General features: G+C 41.0%; 2 protein-coding genes. Both read left to right on the top strand.

What is annotated here, in order from left to right; translation table 11 throughout:
- Nucleotides 1-164 precede the first annotated feature (164 nt).
- A complete protein-coding gene (locus NMK29_RS14770) occupies nucleotides 165-7805 on the top strand; it encodes an S-layer family protein (RefSeq protein WP_254097228.1) in 7641 nt (2546 codons plus the stop codon).
- Nucleotides 7744-18744: a gliding motility-associated C-terminal domain-containing protein gene (locus NMK29_RS14765; RefSeq protein WP_254097226.1), complete on the top strand. Its 11001-nt coding sequence runs from the start codon at nucleotides 7744-7746 to the stop codon at nucleotides 18742-18744. Before NMK29_RS14770 ends, NMK29_RS14765 begins: the two co-directional genes overlap by 62 nt.
- The last annotated feature ends 35 nt before the right edge of the window (nucleotides 18745-18779 follow it).

The raw sequence follows: 18779 nt of genomic DNA, 5'->3' as shown, positions 1-18779 counted from the left end.
GTGTTAATTGTTCTAATGTATGCCATATTTGTATATATAATGAATTACGGTTTTACCGTATATTTGTAATATTTTAAAAAAAATATAAATATTATTTAGATATTTATAAATAGTAAATAAAGGTTATACCCAAGCTTTTATATACTGTTGTAAACCATCGTCATATGAAAAAAATTACCCAAATCTTGTTGGGTCAAAGTACGTTTACGTGTCTTTTGACCTTTAGTTTTATTGTGTTTCTTAATTCTGAACTAAAAGCTCAAACTACTTTTGTAGAAAGTTCGGCTTCTTATAACCTTAATATTGGAGGTAACAAAGATGGAGGTCATGGATGGGCCGATTATGATCTTGATGGAGATTTTGATATTGTTATCAATACTAACGGTCAAGGTTATTTACTGAGAAATGATGGGGGAACATTTTCCGATCAAACTACAGCTCTTGCACCTGATCTTAATTCTAATACCTTAGAGAGACAAGTTCTTTTTCTGGATTTTAATAATGATGGTTATCCAGATTTGTTTCGAAATGATTCTAATCAAGCAAATATTTATCTACAAGATCCTAATACCAATCGTTTTGGTAATGGTACTGGTGGAACTACACCAAATCAAGTTTTTAATGATGGTAATTTTGGGAATGAATTTAATTCTGAAGGTGCTGGAGCCTTGGATTATGATGGAGATGGAGATTTAGATATTTTTATAGATAATCATAATTTTGGTATAGATATTCTTCAGAACGATGGGAATGGTTTTTTTACACATGTAACCAGAAGAGTAGATAGCCCAAATCCGCCATACGATCAGAACGACCCAACTACTTGGCCTTTAGGTTTAGTTCAGGATGCTACAGATGGTGATTATGGATCCGCAACAGACTTTAATAATGATGGGTGGGTAGATATTGTAGCTAGAAAAAGAGGACAAGTAGATCTTTTTACAAATTTAGGTGGAACTTTTCAAGATGGTGTTGATATCGATGATGCTCAAAATGGTAATAAGGGTGCTGTAGGGTTTTATGATTTTGATAATGATGGAGATTTTGATTTGTTTTGGACTGAAAATGGTGATAACCAAATACATAGGAATAATGGTGATGGAACCTGGACAGGATTGGGTGCAGGAACGGGTATTCCAATCAATTTCCCAGGTGCTATAGAAGGCTTAGCTTGTGGAGATGTTGATAATGACGGAGATATAGATATTTTTCTAACAGGTAATAATTCTAGTGCCTTATATCTTAATCAGATTAATAATGGAAGTCCTGCTATGACTTTTATTGACTCTGGTTTAACTTTTAACACTTCTGGAGAAGGGTGTTCTTTTATTGATTTAGATGAAGATGGAGATTTAGATCTTTATATGAATAGAAATGGGAATAATTCATTGTATATAAATCAATTAGGAGCTTCGGCTAGAGGGGATCATCTTTTTATAGATGTGATAGAAGATCGTGATGAATTTGGATTGCTTAATTTGGAAAGAAGATTTGGAGTTGGTGCTACCTTACAAATTTTAGATTGTGATGGTAATGTGATTTCAGGGATAAGAGAAGTAAATGGAGGATATGGACATGGTACACAGGAACCCGGAGTAGTTCACTTTGGCTTACCTGGAGGACCTGATACTCCTATTGTTGTTGAAGTAGCATTTCCTAGGACTACAACTGGTCGGGTGGTTGTAAGACAGCAATTAGTACCTTCTGATTTTAATAATGGTTCTATAAATATACTAACGGCACTTACAACTTCGATTAATCAGCCTCCGGTTGCTCAAGATGATTTTATTAGGACTGATGAAGGAGATGCAGTAACATTTGACCCGTTTGTGAATAATGGAAATGGTGCTGATTTTGATCCAGAAGGAGAGTCAATTGTAACAACAGTAATTACTCAGCCGACTAATGGTTCTGCTATTTTAAATGGAGATGGAACAATAACATTTACTCCTAATCCAGGTTTTTCAGGAACTACTTCGTTTACATATACAATTAGAGATAATGGTACCTGTTTATTTACTGCAGAAACAGATATAGGTACTGTATTTGTTACTGTAAATGCGGATACAGATAATGATGGGGTAGCAGATATTGATGATCTCGATGATGATAATGATGGTATTTTAGATACAGTTGAAAATTCTTGCGGAACTGTAGGTGATTTCGTAAACTTTACTTTGTTGGATGAGGATTTTGGTTTGGGAACTGGAAACAGAGTTTCTACCGATTTTACAAATTATAGTTATGAAGATGGTACTGGTTCTGGAAGTGGAGCTGGTATTCCTGAAGATTTACAAGATGGAGAATATACCGTTTTTGAGGATATTCAGGCTACAGCAAATTTTGCCCCGGTAGTGTGGAAAACTATTGGTGATCATACCACAGGTCCATCTGATTTTACAGGTAGGATGGCAATTTATAATGCAAATAGTACAGCAGGTTTAGAATTTTACAGACGTACAATTCCTGATGTGCAAGAAGGACAAACTATTGATATTTCATTTTGGGGTTTAAATCTTGATTTTGAAAATCCTCCTTCTACCAACACTAGGGTTTTACCTAATATTACTTGTAATATAGAACAAGGTGGCTCTGTTGTTTTTACTTTTTCTACAGGTGATTTACCAAGAACATCAGATTGGCTTGAATTTACTGGAAACTTTGTTCCTTCAGCAAATACTCCGATAGAATTTGTGTTAATAAATAATGCACCTGGAGGCGGTGGCAATGATCTTGCAATCGACGATATTTTGATTACACAAAGATTATGTGATGCCGATGGAGATGGAATTGCGAATCAATTTGATACAGATAGTGATGATGATGGTTGTAGTGATGCTAATGAAGCCTATAATGATAGTAATGCAGATGGAGGTGATGGCGGACAGTTTGGTTCGATAGATCCTGCAACAGTAGATGGTTCAGGTTTAGTTACAGAAACAGGAGTAGATTATACTTTAGGAACAAATGCTAATGTTACTGCTAGTGGAGCAAATATATGTACAGCTCCTGCACCGGTAATATTACATCAGAATCCTGATTGTAGTGGTACTGTTTATAATTTAGTATGGGATGGGTTCGTACCTAATGGTGTAGATCAATTCGATTGGACTCCTGATGGAGCTCTTACCAATACGTTTTCTGATGTGGATGGATCGGGAATAAATATAACTCATACTTTTTCTGGAGAAACGGGGACTTTAGGTACTTGGCCTACAACAGGTTCTACTGTAAGTCCTAGTGTAGATTCTAATGCAACAGCAAACTTAGGTGACGAAGTATTGGAATATTTTACAACTGGTTTCGGAGCAACTGGAATTACACAAACAATAACATTTAGTACAGATATATATTCTGTAGGATTTGATCTTTATCATATTAATGCTAATGGTTCTGGAAATGGAGATTTGTTTACGGTAACTGCGACTGATGGCTTAGGAAATACAATTTTTCCAACATTTACTAATTCTGTGACACCTTCTTACACTTCTAACAGTGGGACAGGAGTTATTGATGCTAATGCGAATTCAGTAAATAATCAAGATGACCAAATAGGTGTTAATTTTGAAGACCTTGATGGAATAGCTAGTATAACTATTGTGTGGCAAAATTGTACTACTTGTAATCCTTCAGTTCAACACGGTTCTGCAATAGGAGGATTTGATTTTTGTACGGTGATACCGCCATCAGGTGATTTATCGCTTACCAAAGGTGTTGTGTTAACAACGGATGCAGATGGTAGTACGACTGCTACTGCAGGAGATACCGTTACCTTTACAGTAACGGTAGATAATGCGGGTCCTAATAATGCAACTGGAGTTGAAGTAACCGATCAGGTTCCAACTGGTTATACGATTGTAGGTACCCCAACGGTAAGTCAAGGTACCTATACAGTAGGTACCGGAGTTTGGGATGTTGGCACGATAAATACGAGTGGTAATGCTACCTTAACGATAATAGCTACGGTAAATGCTACGGGTACTTATGTGAATGTAGCTGAAGTAACGGCTAGTGATAATTTTGATCCAGACAGTACACCGAACAATGATGTATTGGCGGAGGATGACCAAGATGATGCAGACCCAGGAGTTGGTTTAGTAAGTGATGTATCGCTTACCAAAGGTGTTGTGTTAACAACGGATGCAGATGGTAGTACGACTGCTACTGCAGGAGATACCGTTACCTTTACAGTAACCGTAAGCAATGGCGGTTCTGCAAATGCAACTGGAGTTGAAGTAACCGATCAGGTTCCAACTGGTTATACGATTGTAGGTACCCCAACGGTAAGTCAAGGTACCTATACAGTAGGTACCGGAGTTTGGGATGTTGGTACTATAAATACGAGTGGTAATGCTACCTTAACGATAATAGCTACGGTAAATGCTACGGGTACTTATGTGAATGTAGCTGAAGTAACGGCTAGTGATAATTTTGATCCAGACAGTACACCGAATAATGATGTATTGGCGGAGGATGACCAAGATGATGCAGATCCAGGAGTTGCTCCAGTAAGTGATTTATCGCTTACCAAAGGTGTTGTTTTAACAACGGATGCAGATGGTAGTACGACTGCTACTGCAGGAGATACCGTTACCTTTACAGTAACCGTAAGCAATGGCGGTTCTGCAAATGCAACTGGAGTTGAAGTAACCGATCAGGTTCCAACTGGTTATACGATTGTAGGTACCCCAACGGTAAGTCAAGGTACCTATACAGTAGGTACCGGAGTTTGGGATGTTGGTACTATAAATACGAGTGGTAATGCTACCTTAACGATAATAGCTACGGTAAATGCTACGGGTACTTATGTGAATGTAGCTGAAGTAACGGCTAGTGATAATTTTGATCCAGACAGTACACCGAACAATGATGTATTGGCGGAGGATGACCAAGATGATGCAGACCCAGGAGTTGCTCCAGTAAGTGATGTATCGCTTACCAAAGGTGTTGTTTTAACAACGGATGCAGATGGTAGTACGACTGCTACTGCAGGAGATACCGTTACCTTTACAGTAACCGTAAGCAATGGCGGTTCTGCAAATGCAACTGGAGTTGAAGTAACCGATCAGGTTCCAACTGGTTATACGATTGTAGGTACCCCAACGGTAAGTCAAGGTACCTATACAGTAGGTACCGGAGTTTGGGATGTTGGTACTATAAATACGAGTGGTAATGCTACCTTAACGATAATAGCTACGGTAAATGCTACGGGTACTTATGTGAATGTAGCTGAAGTAACGGCTAGTGATAATTTTGATCCAGACAGTACACCGAATAATGATGTATTGGCGGAGGATGACCAAGATGATGCAGACCCAGGAGTTGGTTTAGTAAGTGATGTATCGCTTACCAAAGGTGTTGTGTTAACAACGGATGCAGATGGTAGTACAACTGCTACTGCAGGAGATACCGTTACCTTTACAGTAACCGTAAGCAATGGCGGTTCTGCAAATGCAACTGGAGTTGAAGTAACCGATCAGGTTCCAACTGGTTATACGATTGTAGGTACCCCAACGGTAAGTCAAGGTACCTATACAGTAGGTACCGGAGTTTGGGATGTTGGTACTATAAATACGAGTGGTAATGCTACCTTAACGATAATAGCTACGGTAAATGCTACGGGTACTTATGTGAATGTAGCTGAAGTAACGGCTAGTGATAATTTTGATCCAGACAGTACACCGAATAATGATGTATTGGCGGAGGATGACCAAGATGATGCAGACCCAGGAGTTGCTCCAGTAAGTGATGTATCGCTTACCAAAGGTGTTGTGTTAACAACGGATGCAGATGGTAGTACGACTGCTACTGCAGGAGATACCGTTACCTTTACAGTAACCGTAAGCAATGGCGGTTCTGCAAATGCAACTGGAGTTGAAGTAACCGATCAGGTTCCAACTGGTTATACGATTGTAGGTACCCCAACGGTAAGTCAAGGTACTTATACAGTAGGTACCGGAGTTTGGGATGTTGGTACTATAAATACGAGTGGTAATGCTACCTTAACGATAATAGCTACGGTAAATGCTACGGGTACTTATGTGAATGTAGCTGAAGTAACGGCTAGTGATAATTTTGATCCAGACAGTACACCGAATAATGATGTATTGGCGGAGGATGACCAAGATGATGCAGACCCAGGAGTTGCTCCAGTAAGTGATGTATCGCTTACCAAAGGTGTTGTGTTAACAACGGATGCAGATGGTAGTACGACTGCTACTGCAGGAGATACCGTTACCTTTACAGTAACCGTAAGCAATGGCGGTTCTGCAAATGCAACTGGAGTTGAAGTAACCGATCAGGTTCCAACTGGTTATACGATTGTAGGTACCCCAACGGTAAGTCAAGGTACCTATACAGTAGGTACCGGAGTTTGGGATGTTGGCACGATAAATACGAGTGGTAATGCTACCTTAACGATAATAGCTACGGTAAATGCTACGGGTACTTATGTGAATGTAGCTGAAGTAACGGCTAGTGATAATTTTGATCCAGACAGTACACCGAATAATGATGTATTGGCGGAGGATGACCAAGATGATGCAGACCCAGGAGTTGCTCCAGTAAGTGATGTATCGCTTACCAAAGGTGTTGTGTTAACAACGGATGCAGATGGTAGTACGACTGCTACTGCAGGAGATACCGTTACCTTTACAGTAACCGTAAGCAATGGCGGTTCTGCAAATGCAACTGGAGTTGAAGTAACCGATCAGGTTCCAACTGGTTATACGATTGTAGGTACCCCAACGGTAAGTCAAGGTACCTATACAGTAGGTACCGGAGTTTGGGATGTTGGTACTATAAATACGAGTGGTAATGCTACCTTAACGATAATAGCTACGGTAAATGCTACGGGTACTTATGTGAATGTAGCTGAAGTAACGGCTAGTGATAATTTTGATCCAGACAGTACACCGAATAATGATGTATTGGCGGAGGATGACCAAGATGATGCAGACCCAGGAGTTGCTCCAGTAAGTGATGTATCGCTTACCAAAGGTGTTGTTTTAACAACGGATGCAGATGGTAGTACGACTGCTACTGCAGGAGATACCGTTACCTTTACAGTAACCGTAAGCAATGGCGGTTCTGCAAATGCAACTGGAGTTGAAGTAACCGATCAGGTTCCAACTGGTTATACGATTGTAGGTACCCCAACGGTAAGTCAAGGTACCTATACAGTAGGTACCGGAGTTTGGGATGTTGGTACTATAAATACGAGTGGTAATGCTACCTTAACGATAATAGCTACGGTAAATGCTACGGGTACTTATGTGAATGTAGCTGAAGTAACGGCTAGTGATAATTTTGATCCAGACAGTACACCGAATAATGATGTATTGGCGGAGGATGACCAAGATGATGCAGATCCAGGAGTTGCTCCAGTAAGTGATGTATCGCTTACCAAAGGTGTTGTGTTAACAACGGATGCAGATGGTAGTACAACTGCTACTGCAGGAGATACCGTTACCTTTACAGTAACCGTAAGCAATGGCGGTTCTGCAAATGCAACTGGAGTTGAAGTAACCGATCAGGTTCCAACTGGTTATACGATTGTAGGTACCCCAACGGTAAGTCAAGGTACCTATACAGTAGGTACCGGAGTTTGGGATGTTGGTACTATAAATACGAGTGGTAATGCTACCTTAACGATAATAGCTACGGTAAATGCTACGGGTACTTATGTGAATGTAGCTGAAGTAACGGCTAGTGATAATTTTGATCCAGACAGTACACCGAATAATGATGTATTGGCGGAGGATGACCAAGATGATGCAGACCCAGGAGTTGGTTTCAGTAAGTGATGTATCGCTTACCAAAGGTGTTGTGTTAACAACGGATGCAGATGGTAGTACGACTGCTACTGCAGGAGATACCGTTACCTTTACAGTAACCGTAAGCAATGGCGGTTCTGCAAATGCAACTGGAGTTGAAGTAACCGATCAGGTTCCAACTGGTTATACGATTGTAGGTACCCCAACGGTAAGTCAAGGTACCTATACAGTAGGTACCGGAGTTTGGGATGTTGGTACTATAAATACGAGTGGTAATGCTACCTTAACGATAATAGCTACGGTAAATGCTACGGGTACTTATGTGAATGTAGCTGAAGTAACGGCTAGTGATAATTTTGATCCAGACAGTACACCGAATAATGATGTATTGGCGGAGGATGACCAAGATGATGCAGACCCAGGAGTTGCTCCAGTAAGTGATGTATCGCTTACCAAAGGTGTTGTGTTAACAACGGATGCAGATGGTAGTACGACTGCTACTGCAGGAGATACCGTTACCTTTACAGTAACCGTAAGCAATGGCGGTTCTGCAAATGCAACTGGAGTTGAAGTAACCGATCAGGTTCCAACTGGTTATACGATTGTAGGTACCCCAACGGTAAGTCAAGGTACCTATACAGTAGGTACCGGAGTTTGGGATGTTGGTACTATAAATACGAGTGGTAATGCTACCTTAACGATAATAGCTACGGTAAATGCTACGGGTACTTATGTGAATGTAGCTGAAGTAACGGCTAGTGATAATTTTGATCCAGACAGTACACCGAATAATGATGTATTGGCGGAGGATGACCAAGATGATGCAGATCCAGGAGTTGCTCCAGTAAGTGATGTATCGCTTACCAAAGGTGTTGTGTTAACAACGGATGCAGATGGTAGTACAACTGCTACTGCAGGAGATACCGTTACCTTTACAGTAACCGTAAGCAATGGCGGTTCTGCAAATGCAACTGGAGTTGAAGTAACCGATCAGGTTCCAACTGGTTATACGATTGTAGGTACCCCAACGGTAAGTCAAGGTACCTATACAGTAGGTACCGGAGTTTGGGATGTTGGTACTATAAATACGAGTGGTAATGCTACCTTAACGATAATAGCTACGGTAAATGCTACGGGTACTTATGTGAATGTAGCTGAAGTAACGGCTAGTGATAATTTTGATCCAGACAGTACACCGAATAATGATGTATTGGCGGAGGATGACCAAGATGATGCAGACCCAGGAGTTGCTCCAGTAAGTGATGTATCGCTTACCAAAGGTGTTGTGTTAACAACGGATGCAGATGGTAGTACAACTGCTACTGCAGGAGATACCGTTACCTTTACAGTAACCGTAAGCAATGGCGGTTCTGCAAATGCAACTGGAGTTGAAGTAACCGATCAGGTTCCAACTGGTTATACGATTGTAGGTACCCCAACGGTAAGTCAAGGTACCTATACAGTAGGTACCGGAGTTTGGGATGTTGGTACTATAAATACGAGTGGTAATGCTACCTTAACGATAATAGCTACGGTAAATGCTACGGGTACTTATGTGAATGTAGCTGAAGTAACGGCTAGTGATAATTTTGATCCAGACAGTACACCGAATAATGATGTATTGGCGGAGGATGACCAAGATGATGCAGACCCAGGAGTTGCTCCAGTAAGTGATGTATCGCTTACCAAAGGTGTTGTGTTAACAACGGATGCAGATGGTAGTACGACTGCTACTGCAGGAGATACCGTTACCTTTACAGTAACCGTAAGCAATGGCGGTTCTGCAAATGCAACTGGAGTTGAAGTAACCGATCAGGTTCCAACTGGTTATACGATTGTAGGTACCCCAACGGTAAGTCAAGGTACCTATACAGTAGGTACCGGAGTTTGGGATGTTGGTACTATAAATACGAGTGGTAATGCTACCTTAACGATAATAGCTACGGTAAATGCTACGGGTACTTATGTGAATGTAGCTGAAGTAACGGCTAGTGATAATTTTGATCCAGACAGTACACCGAATAATGATGTATTGGCGGAGGATGACCAAGATGATGCAGACCCAGGAGTTGCTCCAGTAAGTGATGTATCGCTTACCAAAGGTGTTGTGTTAACAACGGATGCAGATGGTAGTACAACTGCTACTGCAGGAGATACCGTTACCTTTACAGTAACCGTAAGCAATGGCGGTTCTGCAAATGCAACTGGAGTTGAAGTAACCGATCAGGTTCCAACTGGTTATACGATTGTAGGTACCCCAACGGTAAGTCAAGGTACTTATACAGTAGGTACCGGAGTTTGGGATGTTGGCACGATAAATACGAGTGGTAATGCTACCTTAACGATAATAGCTACGGTAAATGCTACGGGTACTTATGTGAATGTAGCTGAAGTAACGGCTAGTGATAATTTTGATCCAGACAGTACACCGAATAATGATGTATTGGCGGAGGATGACCAAGATGATGCAGACCCAGGAGTTGCTCCAGTAAGTGATGTATCGCTTACCAAAGGTGTTGTTTTAACAACGGATGCAGATGGTAGTACGACTGCTACTGCAGGAGATACCGTTACCTTTACAGTAACCGTAAGCAATGGCGGTTCTGCAAATGCAACTGGAGTTGAAGTAACCGATCAGGTTCCAACTGGTTATACGATTGTAGGTACCCCAACGGTAAGTCAAGGTACCTATACAGTAGGTACCGGAGTTTGGGATGTTGGCACGATAAATACGAGTGGTAATGCTACCTTAACGATAATAGCTACGGTAAATGCTACGGGTACTTATGTGAATGTAGCTGAAGTAACGGCTAGTGATAATTTTGATCCAGACAGTACACCGAATAATGATGTATTGGCGGAGGATGACCAAGATGATGCAGACCCAGGAGTTGGTTTAGTAAGTGATGTATCGCTTACCAAAGGTGTTGTGTTAACAACGGATGCAGATGGTAGTACGACTGCTACTGCAGGAGATACCGTTACCTTTACAGTAACCGTAAGCAATGGCGGTTCTGCAAATGCAACTGGAGTTGAAGTAACCGATCAGGTTCCAACTGGTTATACGATTGTAGGTACCCCAACGGTAAGTCAAGGTACCTATACAGTAGGTACCGGAGTTTGGGATGTTGGTACTATAAATACGAGTGGTAATGCTACCTTAACGATAATAGCTACGGTAAATGCTACGGGTACTTATGTGAATGTAGCTGAAGTAACGGCTAGTGATAATTTTGATCCAGACAGTACACCGAATAATGATGTATTGGCGGAGGATGACCAAGATGATGCAGACCCAGGAGTTGCTCCAGTAAGTGATGTATCGCTTACCAAAGGTGTTGTTTTAACAACGGATGCAGATGGTAGTACGACTGCTACTGCAGGAGATACCGTTACCTTTACAGTAACCGTAAGCAATGGCGGTTCTGCAAATGCAACTGGAGTTGAAGTAACCGATCAGGTTCCAACTGGTTATACGATTGTAGGTACCCCAACGGTAAGTCAAGGTACTTATACAGTAGGTACCGGAGTTTGGGATGTTGGTACTATAAATACGAGTGGTAATGCTACCTTAACGATAATAGCTACGGTAAATGCTACGGGTACTTATGTGAATGTAGCTGAAGTAACGGCTAGTGATAATTTTGATCCAGACAGTACACCGAATAATGATGTATTGGCGGAGGATGACCAAGATGATGCAGACCCAGGAGTTGCTCCAGTAAGTGATGTATCGCTTACCAAAGGTGTTGTGTTAACAACGGATGCAGATGGTAGTACAACTGCTACTGCAGGAGATACCGTTACCTTTACAGTAACCGTAAGCAATGGCGGTTCTGCAAATGCAACTGGAGTTGAAGTAACCGATCAGGTTCCAACTGGTTATACGATTGTAGGTACCCCAACGGTAAGTCAAGGTACCTATACAGTAGGTACCGGAGTTTGGGATGTTGGTACTATAAATACGAGTGGTAATGCTACCTTAACGATAATAGCTACGGTAAATGCTACGGGTACTTATGTGAATGTAGCTGAAGTAACGGCTAGTGATAATTTTGATCCAGACAGTACACCGAATAATGATGTATTGGCGGAGGATGACCAAGATGATGCAGACCCAGGAGTTGCTCCAGTAAGTGATGTATCGCTTACCAAAGGTGTTGTTTTAACAACGGATGCAGATGGTAGTACGACTGCTACTGCAGGAGATACCGTTACCTTTACAGTAACCGTAAGCAATGGCGGTTCTGCAAATGCAACTGGAGTTGAAGTAACCGATCAGGTTCCAACTGGTTATACGATTGTAGGTACCCCAACGGTAAGTCAAGGTACCTATACAGTAGGTACCGGAGTTTGGGATGTTGGTACTATAAATACGAGTGGTAATGCTACCTTAACGATAATAGCTACGGTAAATGCTACGGGTACTTATGTGAATGTAGCTGAAGTAACGGCTAGTGATAATTTTGATCCAGACAGTACACCGAATAATGATGTATTGGCGGAGGATGACCAAGATGATGCAGACCCAGGAGTTGGTTTAGTAAGTGATGTATCGCTTACCAAAGGTGTTGTGTTAACAACGGATGCAGATGGTAGTACAACTGCTACTGCAGGAGATACCGTTACCTTTACAGTAACCGTAAGCAATGGCGGTTCTGCAAATGCAACTGGAGTTGAAGTAACCGATCAGGTTCCAACTGGTTATACGATTGTAGGTACCCCAACGGTAAGTCAAGGTACCTATACAGTAGGTACCGGAGTTTGGGATGTTGGTACTATAAATACGAGTGGTAATGCTACCTTAACGATAATAGCTACGGTAAATGCTACGGGTACTTATGTGAATGTAGCTGAAGTAACGGCTAGTGATAATTTTGATCCAGACAGTACACCGAATAATGATGTATTGGCGGAGGATGACCAAGATGATGCAGACCCAGGAGTTGCTCCAGTAAGTGATGTATCGCTTACCAAAGGTGTTGTGTTAACAACGGATGCAGATGGTAGTACAACTGCTACTGCAGGAGATACCGTTACCTTTACAGTAACCGTAAGCAATGGCGGTTCTGCAAATGCAACTGGAGTTGAAGTAACCGATCAGGTTCCAACTGGTTATACGATTGTAGGTACCCCAACGGTAAGTCAAGGTACCTATACAGTAGGTACCGGAGTTTGGGATGTTGGTACTATAAATACGAGTGGTAATGCTACCTTAACGATAATAGCTACGGTAAATGCTACGGGTACTTATGTGAATGTAGCTGAAGTAACGGCTAGTGATAATTTTGATCCAGACAGTACACCGAATAATGATGTATTGGCGGAGGATGACCAAGATGATGCAGACCCAGGAGTTGCTCCAGTAAGTGATGTATCGCTTACCAAAGGTGTTGTGTTAACAACGGATGCAGATGGTAGTACGACTGCTACTGCAGGAGATACCGTTACCTTTACAGTAACCGTAAGCAATGGCGGTTCTGCAAATGCAACTGGAGTTGAAGTAACCGATCAGGTTCCAACTGGTTATACGATTGTAGGTACCCCAACGGTAAGTCAAGGTACCTATACAGTAGGTACCGGAGTTTGGGATGTTGGCACGATAAATACGAGTGGTAATGCTACCTTAACGATAATAGCTACGGTAAATGCTACGGGTACTTATGTGAATGTAGCTGAAGTAACGGCTAGTGATAATTTTGATCCAGACAGTACACCGAATAATGATGTATTGGCGGAGGATGACCAAGATGATGCAGACCCAGGAGTTGCTCCAGTAAGTGATGTATCGCTTACCAAAGGTGTTGTTTTAACAACGGATGCAGATGGTAGTACGACTGCTACTGCAGGAGATACCGTTACCTTTACAGTAACCGTAAGCAATGGCGGTTCTGCAAATGCAACTGGAGTTGAAGTAACCGATCAGGTTCCAACTGGTTATACGATTGTAGGTACCCCAACGGTAAGTCAAGGTACCTATACAGTAGGTACCGGAGTTTGGGATGTTGGCACGATAAATACGAGTGGTAATGCTACCTTAACGATAATAGCTACGGTAAATGCTACGGGTACTTATGTGAATGTAGCTGAAGTAACGGCTAGTGATAATTTTGATCCAGACAGTACACCGAATAATGATGTATTGGCGGAGGATGACCAAGATGATGCAGACCCAGGAGTTGCTCCAGTAAGTGATGTATCGCTTACCAAAGGTGTTGTTTTAACAACGGATGCAGATGGTAGTACGACTGCTACTGCAGGAGATACCGTTACCTTTACAGTAACCGTAAGCAATGGCGGTTCTGCAAATGCAACTGGAGTTGAAGTAACCGATCAGGTTCCAACTGGTTATACGATTGTAGGTACCCCAACGGTAAGTCAAGGTACCTATACAGTAGGTACCGGAGTTTGGGATGTTGGTACTATAAATACGAGTGGTAATGCTACCTTAACGATAATAGCTACGGTAAATGCTACGGGTACTTATGTGAATGTAGCTGAAGTAACGGCTAGTGATAATTTTGATCCAGACAGTACACCGAATAATGATGTATTGGCGGAGGATGACCAAGATGATGCAGACCCAGGAGTTGCTCCAGTAAGTGATGTATCGCTTACCAAAGGTGTTGTGTTAACAACGGATGTAGATGGTAGTACGACTGCTACTGCAGGAGATACCGTTACCTTTACAGTAACCGTAAGCAATGGCGGTTCTGCAAATGCAACTGGAGTTGAAGTAACCGATCAGGTTCCAACTGGTTATACGATTGTAGGTACCCCAACGGTAAGTCAAGGTACTTATACAGTAGGTACCGGAGTTTGGGATGTTGGCACGATAAATACGAGTGGTAATGCTACCTTAACGATAATAGCTACGGTAAATGCTACGGGTACTTATGTGAATGTAGCTGAAGTAACGGCTAGTGATAATTTTGATCCAGACAGTACACCGAATAATGATGTATTGGCGGAGGATGACCAAGATGATGCAGACCCAGGAGTTGCTCCAGTAAGTGATGTATCGCTTACCAAAGGTGTTGTGTTAACAACGGATGCAGATGGTAGTACGACTGCTACTGCAGGAGATACCGTTACCTTTACAGTAACCGTAAGCAATGGCGGTTCTGCAAATGCAACTGGAGTTGAAGTAACCGATCAGGTTCCAACTGGTTATACGATTGTAGGTACCCCAACGGTAAGTCAAGGTACCTATACAGTAGGTACCGGAGTTTGGGATGTTGGTACTATAAATACGAGTGGTAATGCTACCTTAACGATAATAGCTACGGTAAATGCTACGGGTACTTATGTGAATGTAGCTGAAGTAACGGCTAGTGATAATTTTGATCCAGACAGTACACCGAACAATGATGTATTGGCGGAGGATGACCAAGATGATGCAGACCCAGGAGTTGCTCCAGTAAGTGATTTAAGTATTGCTAAGAGTGTAGTATTAACTACCGATGCAGATACTGATACAGTGATTAGTGTTGGAGATACAGTTACTTTTAGTGTTACAGTAACCAATGCAGGTCCTAACAATGCTACGGGTGTTGGCGTAGGAGATACGGTTCCAGATGGATATACGACTATTAGTAGTATTAGTGATAGTGGAAGTGAGAGTGGTGGATTGATTAGTTGGAGTGGGTTATCGATTAACTCAGGAATGAGTTTAGTATTGACCTATACTGCAGTAGTTACAGCTACTGGAAACTATACAAACTTTGCAGAGATTACGGCGAGTGATAATTTTGATCTAGACAGTAGTCCAGATGCTACTCCAGATACAGATGCACCTGTTGAGGATGATGAGACGAGTGCTACGCCTGACGTTCCAAATCTAAGTGTTATCAAGACAGTTAGAGTTACAGGATCTGTATTAAATGATGTAATTGAGTACGATATTGTGGTTACCAATACAGGTAATGTGACGCTTACAAATATTGAGATCACTGATGATAATGCAGATGCAGGAAGTATTGTAGGTAGCCCAATAGTTAGTTTAGCACCAGGAGTTAGTGTAACAGTAACGGCGAATCAAACAATTACTCAGGCTGATATTGATGCAGGTTATATAGAGAACAGTGCTACAGCAACAGGAGATAGTCCATTAGGAGGTCCAGATGATGTTAGTGATGTATCCGATGCTGGTGATGAGACTGTTGAGACACCAGATGGAGATGGTAGTACAGATTCAGATCCTACTAATGATACAACGGTGACTACCTTTACACCATCACCAAATCTAAGTGTTATCAAGACAGTTAGAGTTGCAGGATCTGTATTAAATGATGTAATCGAATATGATATTGTGGTTACCAATACAGGTAATGTTACTTTGACAGATATTGAGATCACTGATGATAATGCAGATGCAGGAAGTATTGTAGGTAGCCCAATAGTTAGTCTAGCACCAGGAGTTAGTGTAACAGTAACGGCGAATCAAACAATTACTCAGGCTGATATTGATGCAGGTTATATAGAGAACAGTGCTACAGCAACAGGAGATAGTCCATTAGGAGGTCCAGATGATGTTAGTGATGTATCTGATGCCGGTGATGAGACTGTTGAGACACCAGATGGAGATGGTAGTACAGATTCAGATCCTACTAATGATACAACGGTGACTACCTTTACACCATCACCAAGTCTAAGTGTTATCAAGACAGTTAGAGTTGCTGGATCTGTATTGAATGATGTAATCGAATATGATATTGTGGTTACCAATACAGGTAATGTTACTTTGACAAATATTGAGATCACTGATGATAATGCAGATGCAGGAAGTATTGTAGGTAGTCCAATAGTTAGTTTAGCACCAGGAGTTAGTGTAACAGTAACGGCGAATCAAACAATTACTCAGGCTGATATTGATGCAGGTTATATAGAGAACAGTGCTACAGCAACAGGAGATAGTCCATTAGGAGGTCCAGATGATGTTAGTGATGTATCCGATGCTGGTGATGAGACTGTTGAGACACCAGATGGAGATGGTAGTACAGATTCAGATCCTACTAATGATACAACGGTGACTACCTTTACACCATCACCAAATCTAAGTGTTATCAAGACAGTTAGAGTTGCAGGATCTGTATTAAATGATGTAATCGAATATGATATTGTGGTTACCAATACAGGTAATGTTACTTTGACAGATATTGAGATCACTGATGATAATGCAGATGCAGGAAGTATTGTAGGTAGCCCAATAGTTAGTCTAGCACCAGGAGTTAGTGTAACAGTAACGGCGAATCAAACAATTACTCAGGCTGATATTGATGCAGGTTATATAGAGAACAGTGCTACAGCAACAGGAGATAGTCCATTAGGAGGTCCAGATGATGTTAGTGATGTATCTGATGCCGGTGATGAGACTGTTGAGACACCAGATGGAGATGGTAGTACAGATTCAGATCCTACTAATGATACAACGGTGACTACCTTTACACCATCACCAAGTCTAAGTGTTATCAAGACAGTTAGAGTTGCTGGATCTGTATTGAATGATGTAATCGAATATGATATTGTGGTTACCAATACAGGTAATGTTACTTTGACAAATATTGAGATCACTGATGATAATGCAGATGCAGGAAGTATTGTAGGTAGTCCAATAGTTAGTTTAGCACCAGGAGTTAGTGTAACAGTAACGGCGAATCAAACAATTACTCAGGCTGATATTGATGCAGGTTATATAGAGAACAGTGCTACAGCAACAGGAGATAGTCCATTAGGAGGTCCAGATGATGTTAGTGATGTATCTGATGCTGGTGATGAGACTGTTGAGACACCAGATGGAGATGGTAGTACAGATTCAGATCCTACTAATGATACCACGGTGACTGATTTAAGTCAAGATCCAGAATTAACATTAGTTAAAACAGGTGTAGCTAGCGGTTCTAATGTAGGAGATGTTATTACATACACTTTTACAGTTACTAATACAGGAGATGTAACTATTGATAATATCTTTATAGATGATATTCTTACAGGAAGTACAAATCTTGCTGTTAGTCCATCAATATTAGCTCCAGGTGAAGAAGGTATTGCTACAGTAGAGTATGTGATTACACAGACCGATATTAATAATGGTGAAGTGATCAATAGTGCAACTGTAATTGGAGATGATCCTGATGACAATGATGTTATTGATATATCTGATAATGGAGATGAGACTGTTGATGATAATGGAGATGGTGATCCTACCAATGATGAGACGATTACGGATATAGAACAGCTACCTAATTTAGCTTTAACTAAGACAGGTTTTTATGTTGATGTTAATGGTGATGATCTTCCAAATGTAGGCGATGAGATTCAGTACACCTTTACGGTAGAGAACACAGGTAATGTTGATGTTACTAATATTGTTCTTACTGATCCATTGGAGGGTATTGTTGTTACTGGAGGTCCAATAGATTTAGCAGTTGGCGAGATAGATATGACCACATTTACTGCTACTTATGTATTAACGGCAGAGGATGTTCTTTTAGGAGAAGTTATAAACCAAGCTACAGTGACTGGTCAGGATCCAAATGGAGATGATGTTATTGATCTTTCTGATGATCCTACAGATACAACAGATGTAGATCTTGATAATGACGGAGATGCAGAAGATGAAACGGTAACAATTATCGAAGGAGTATTTACAGATCCTGATGATCCAATCATAATCTATACAGGTATAACTCCTAATGGAGATGGAATCAATGATGATTTCAGGATTGTAGGTTTAAGAAACTTCCCAGATAATACATTAAGAATCTATAACAGATGGGGAGTTCAGGTATTTGAAGAAGATGGTTATGAACAACCAGGTGTAGAATTATTTACAGGAATAAGTAATGGTAGAGTTACTATTTCGCAGAATAATAAATTACCTGTAGGTACCTATTACTATGTCTTAGAATACATAAATGCGAGAGGAGTAAATACATATAAAGCAGGTTACTTATATATTAACAGATAAATTTATATTTGGAATAGTATATATTTGTTATTCCC

This window comes from Aquimarina sp. Aq107, from assembly GCF_943733665.1.
Lineage (GTDB): Bacteria > Bacteroidota > Bacteroidia > Flavobacteriales > Flavobacteriaceae > Aquimarina.
The sequence above is the reverse complement of the archived record's forward strand: the minus strand, read 5'-3'. Positions and strand labels throughout refer to the sequence as shown.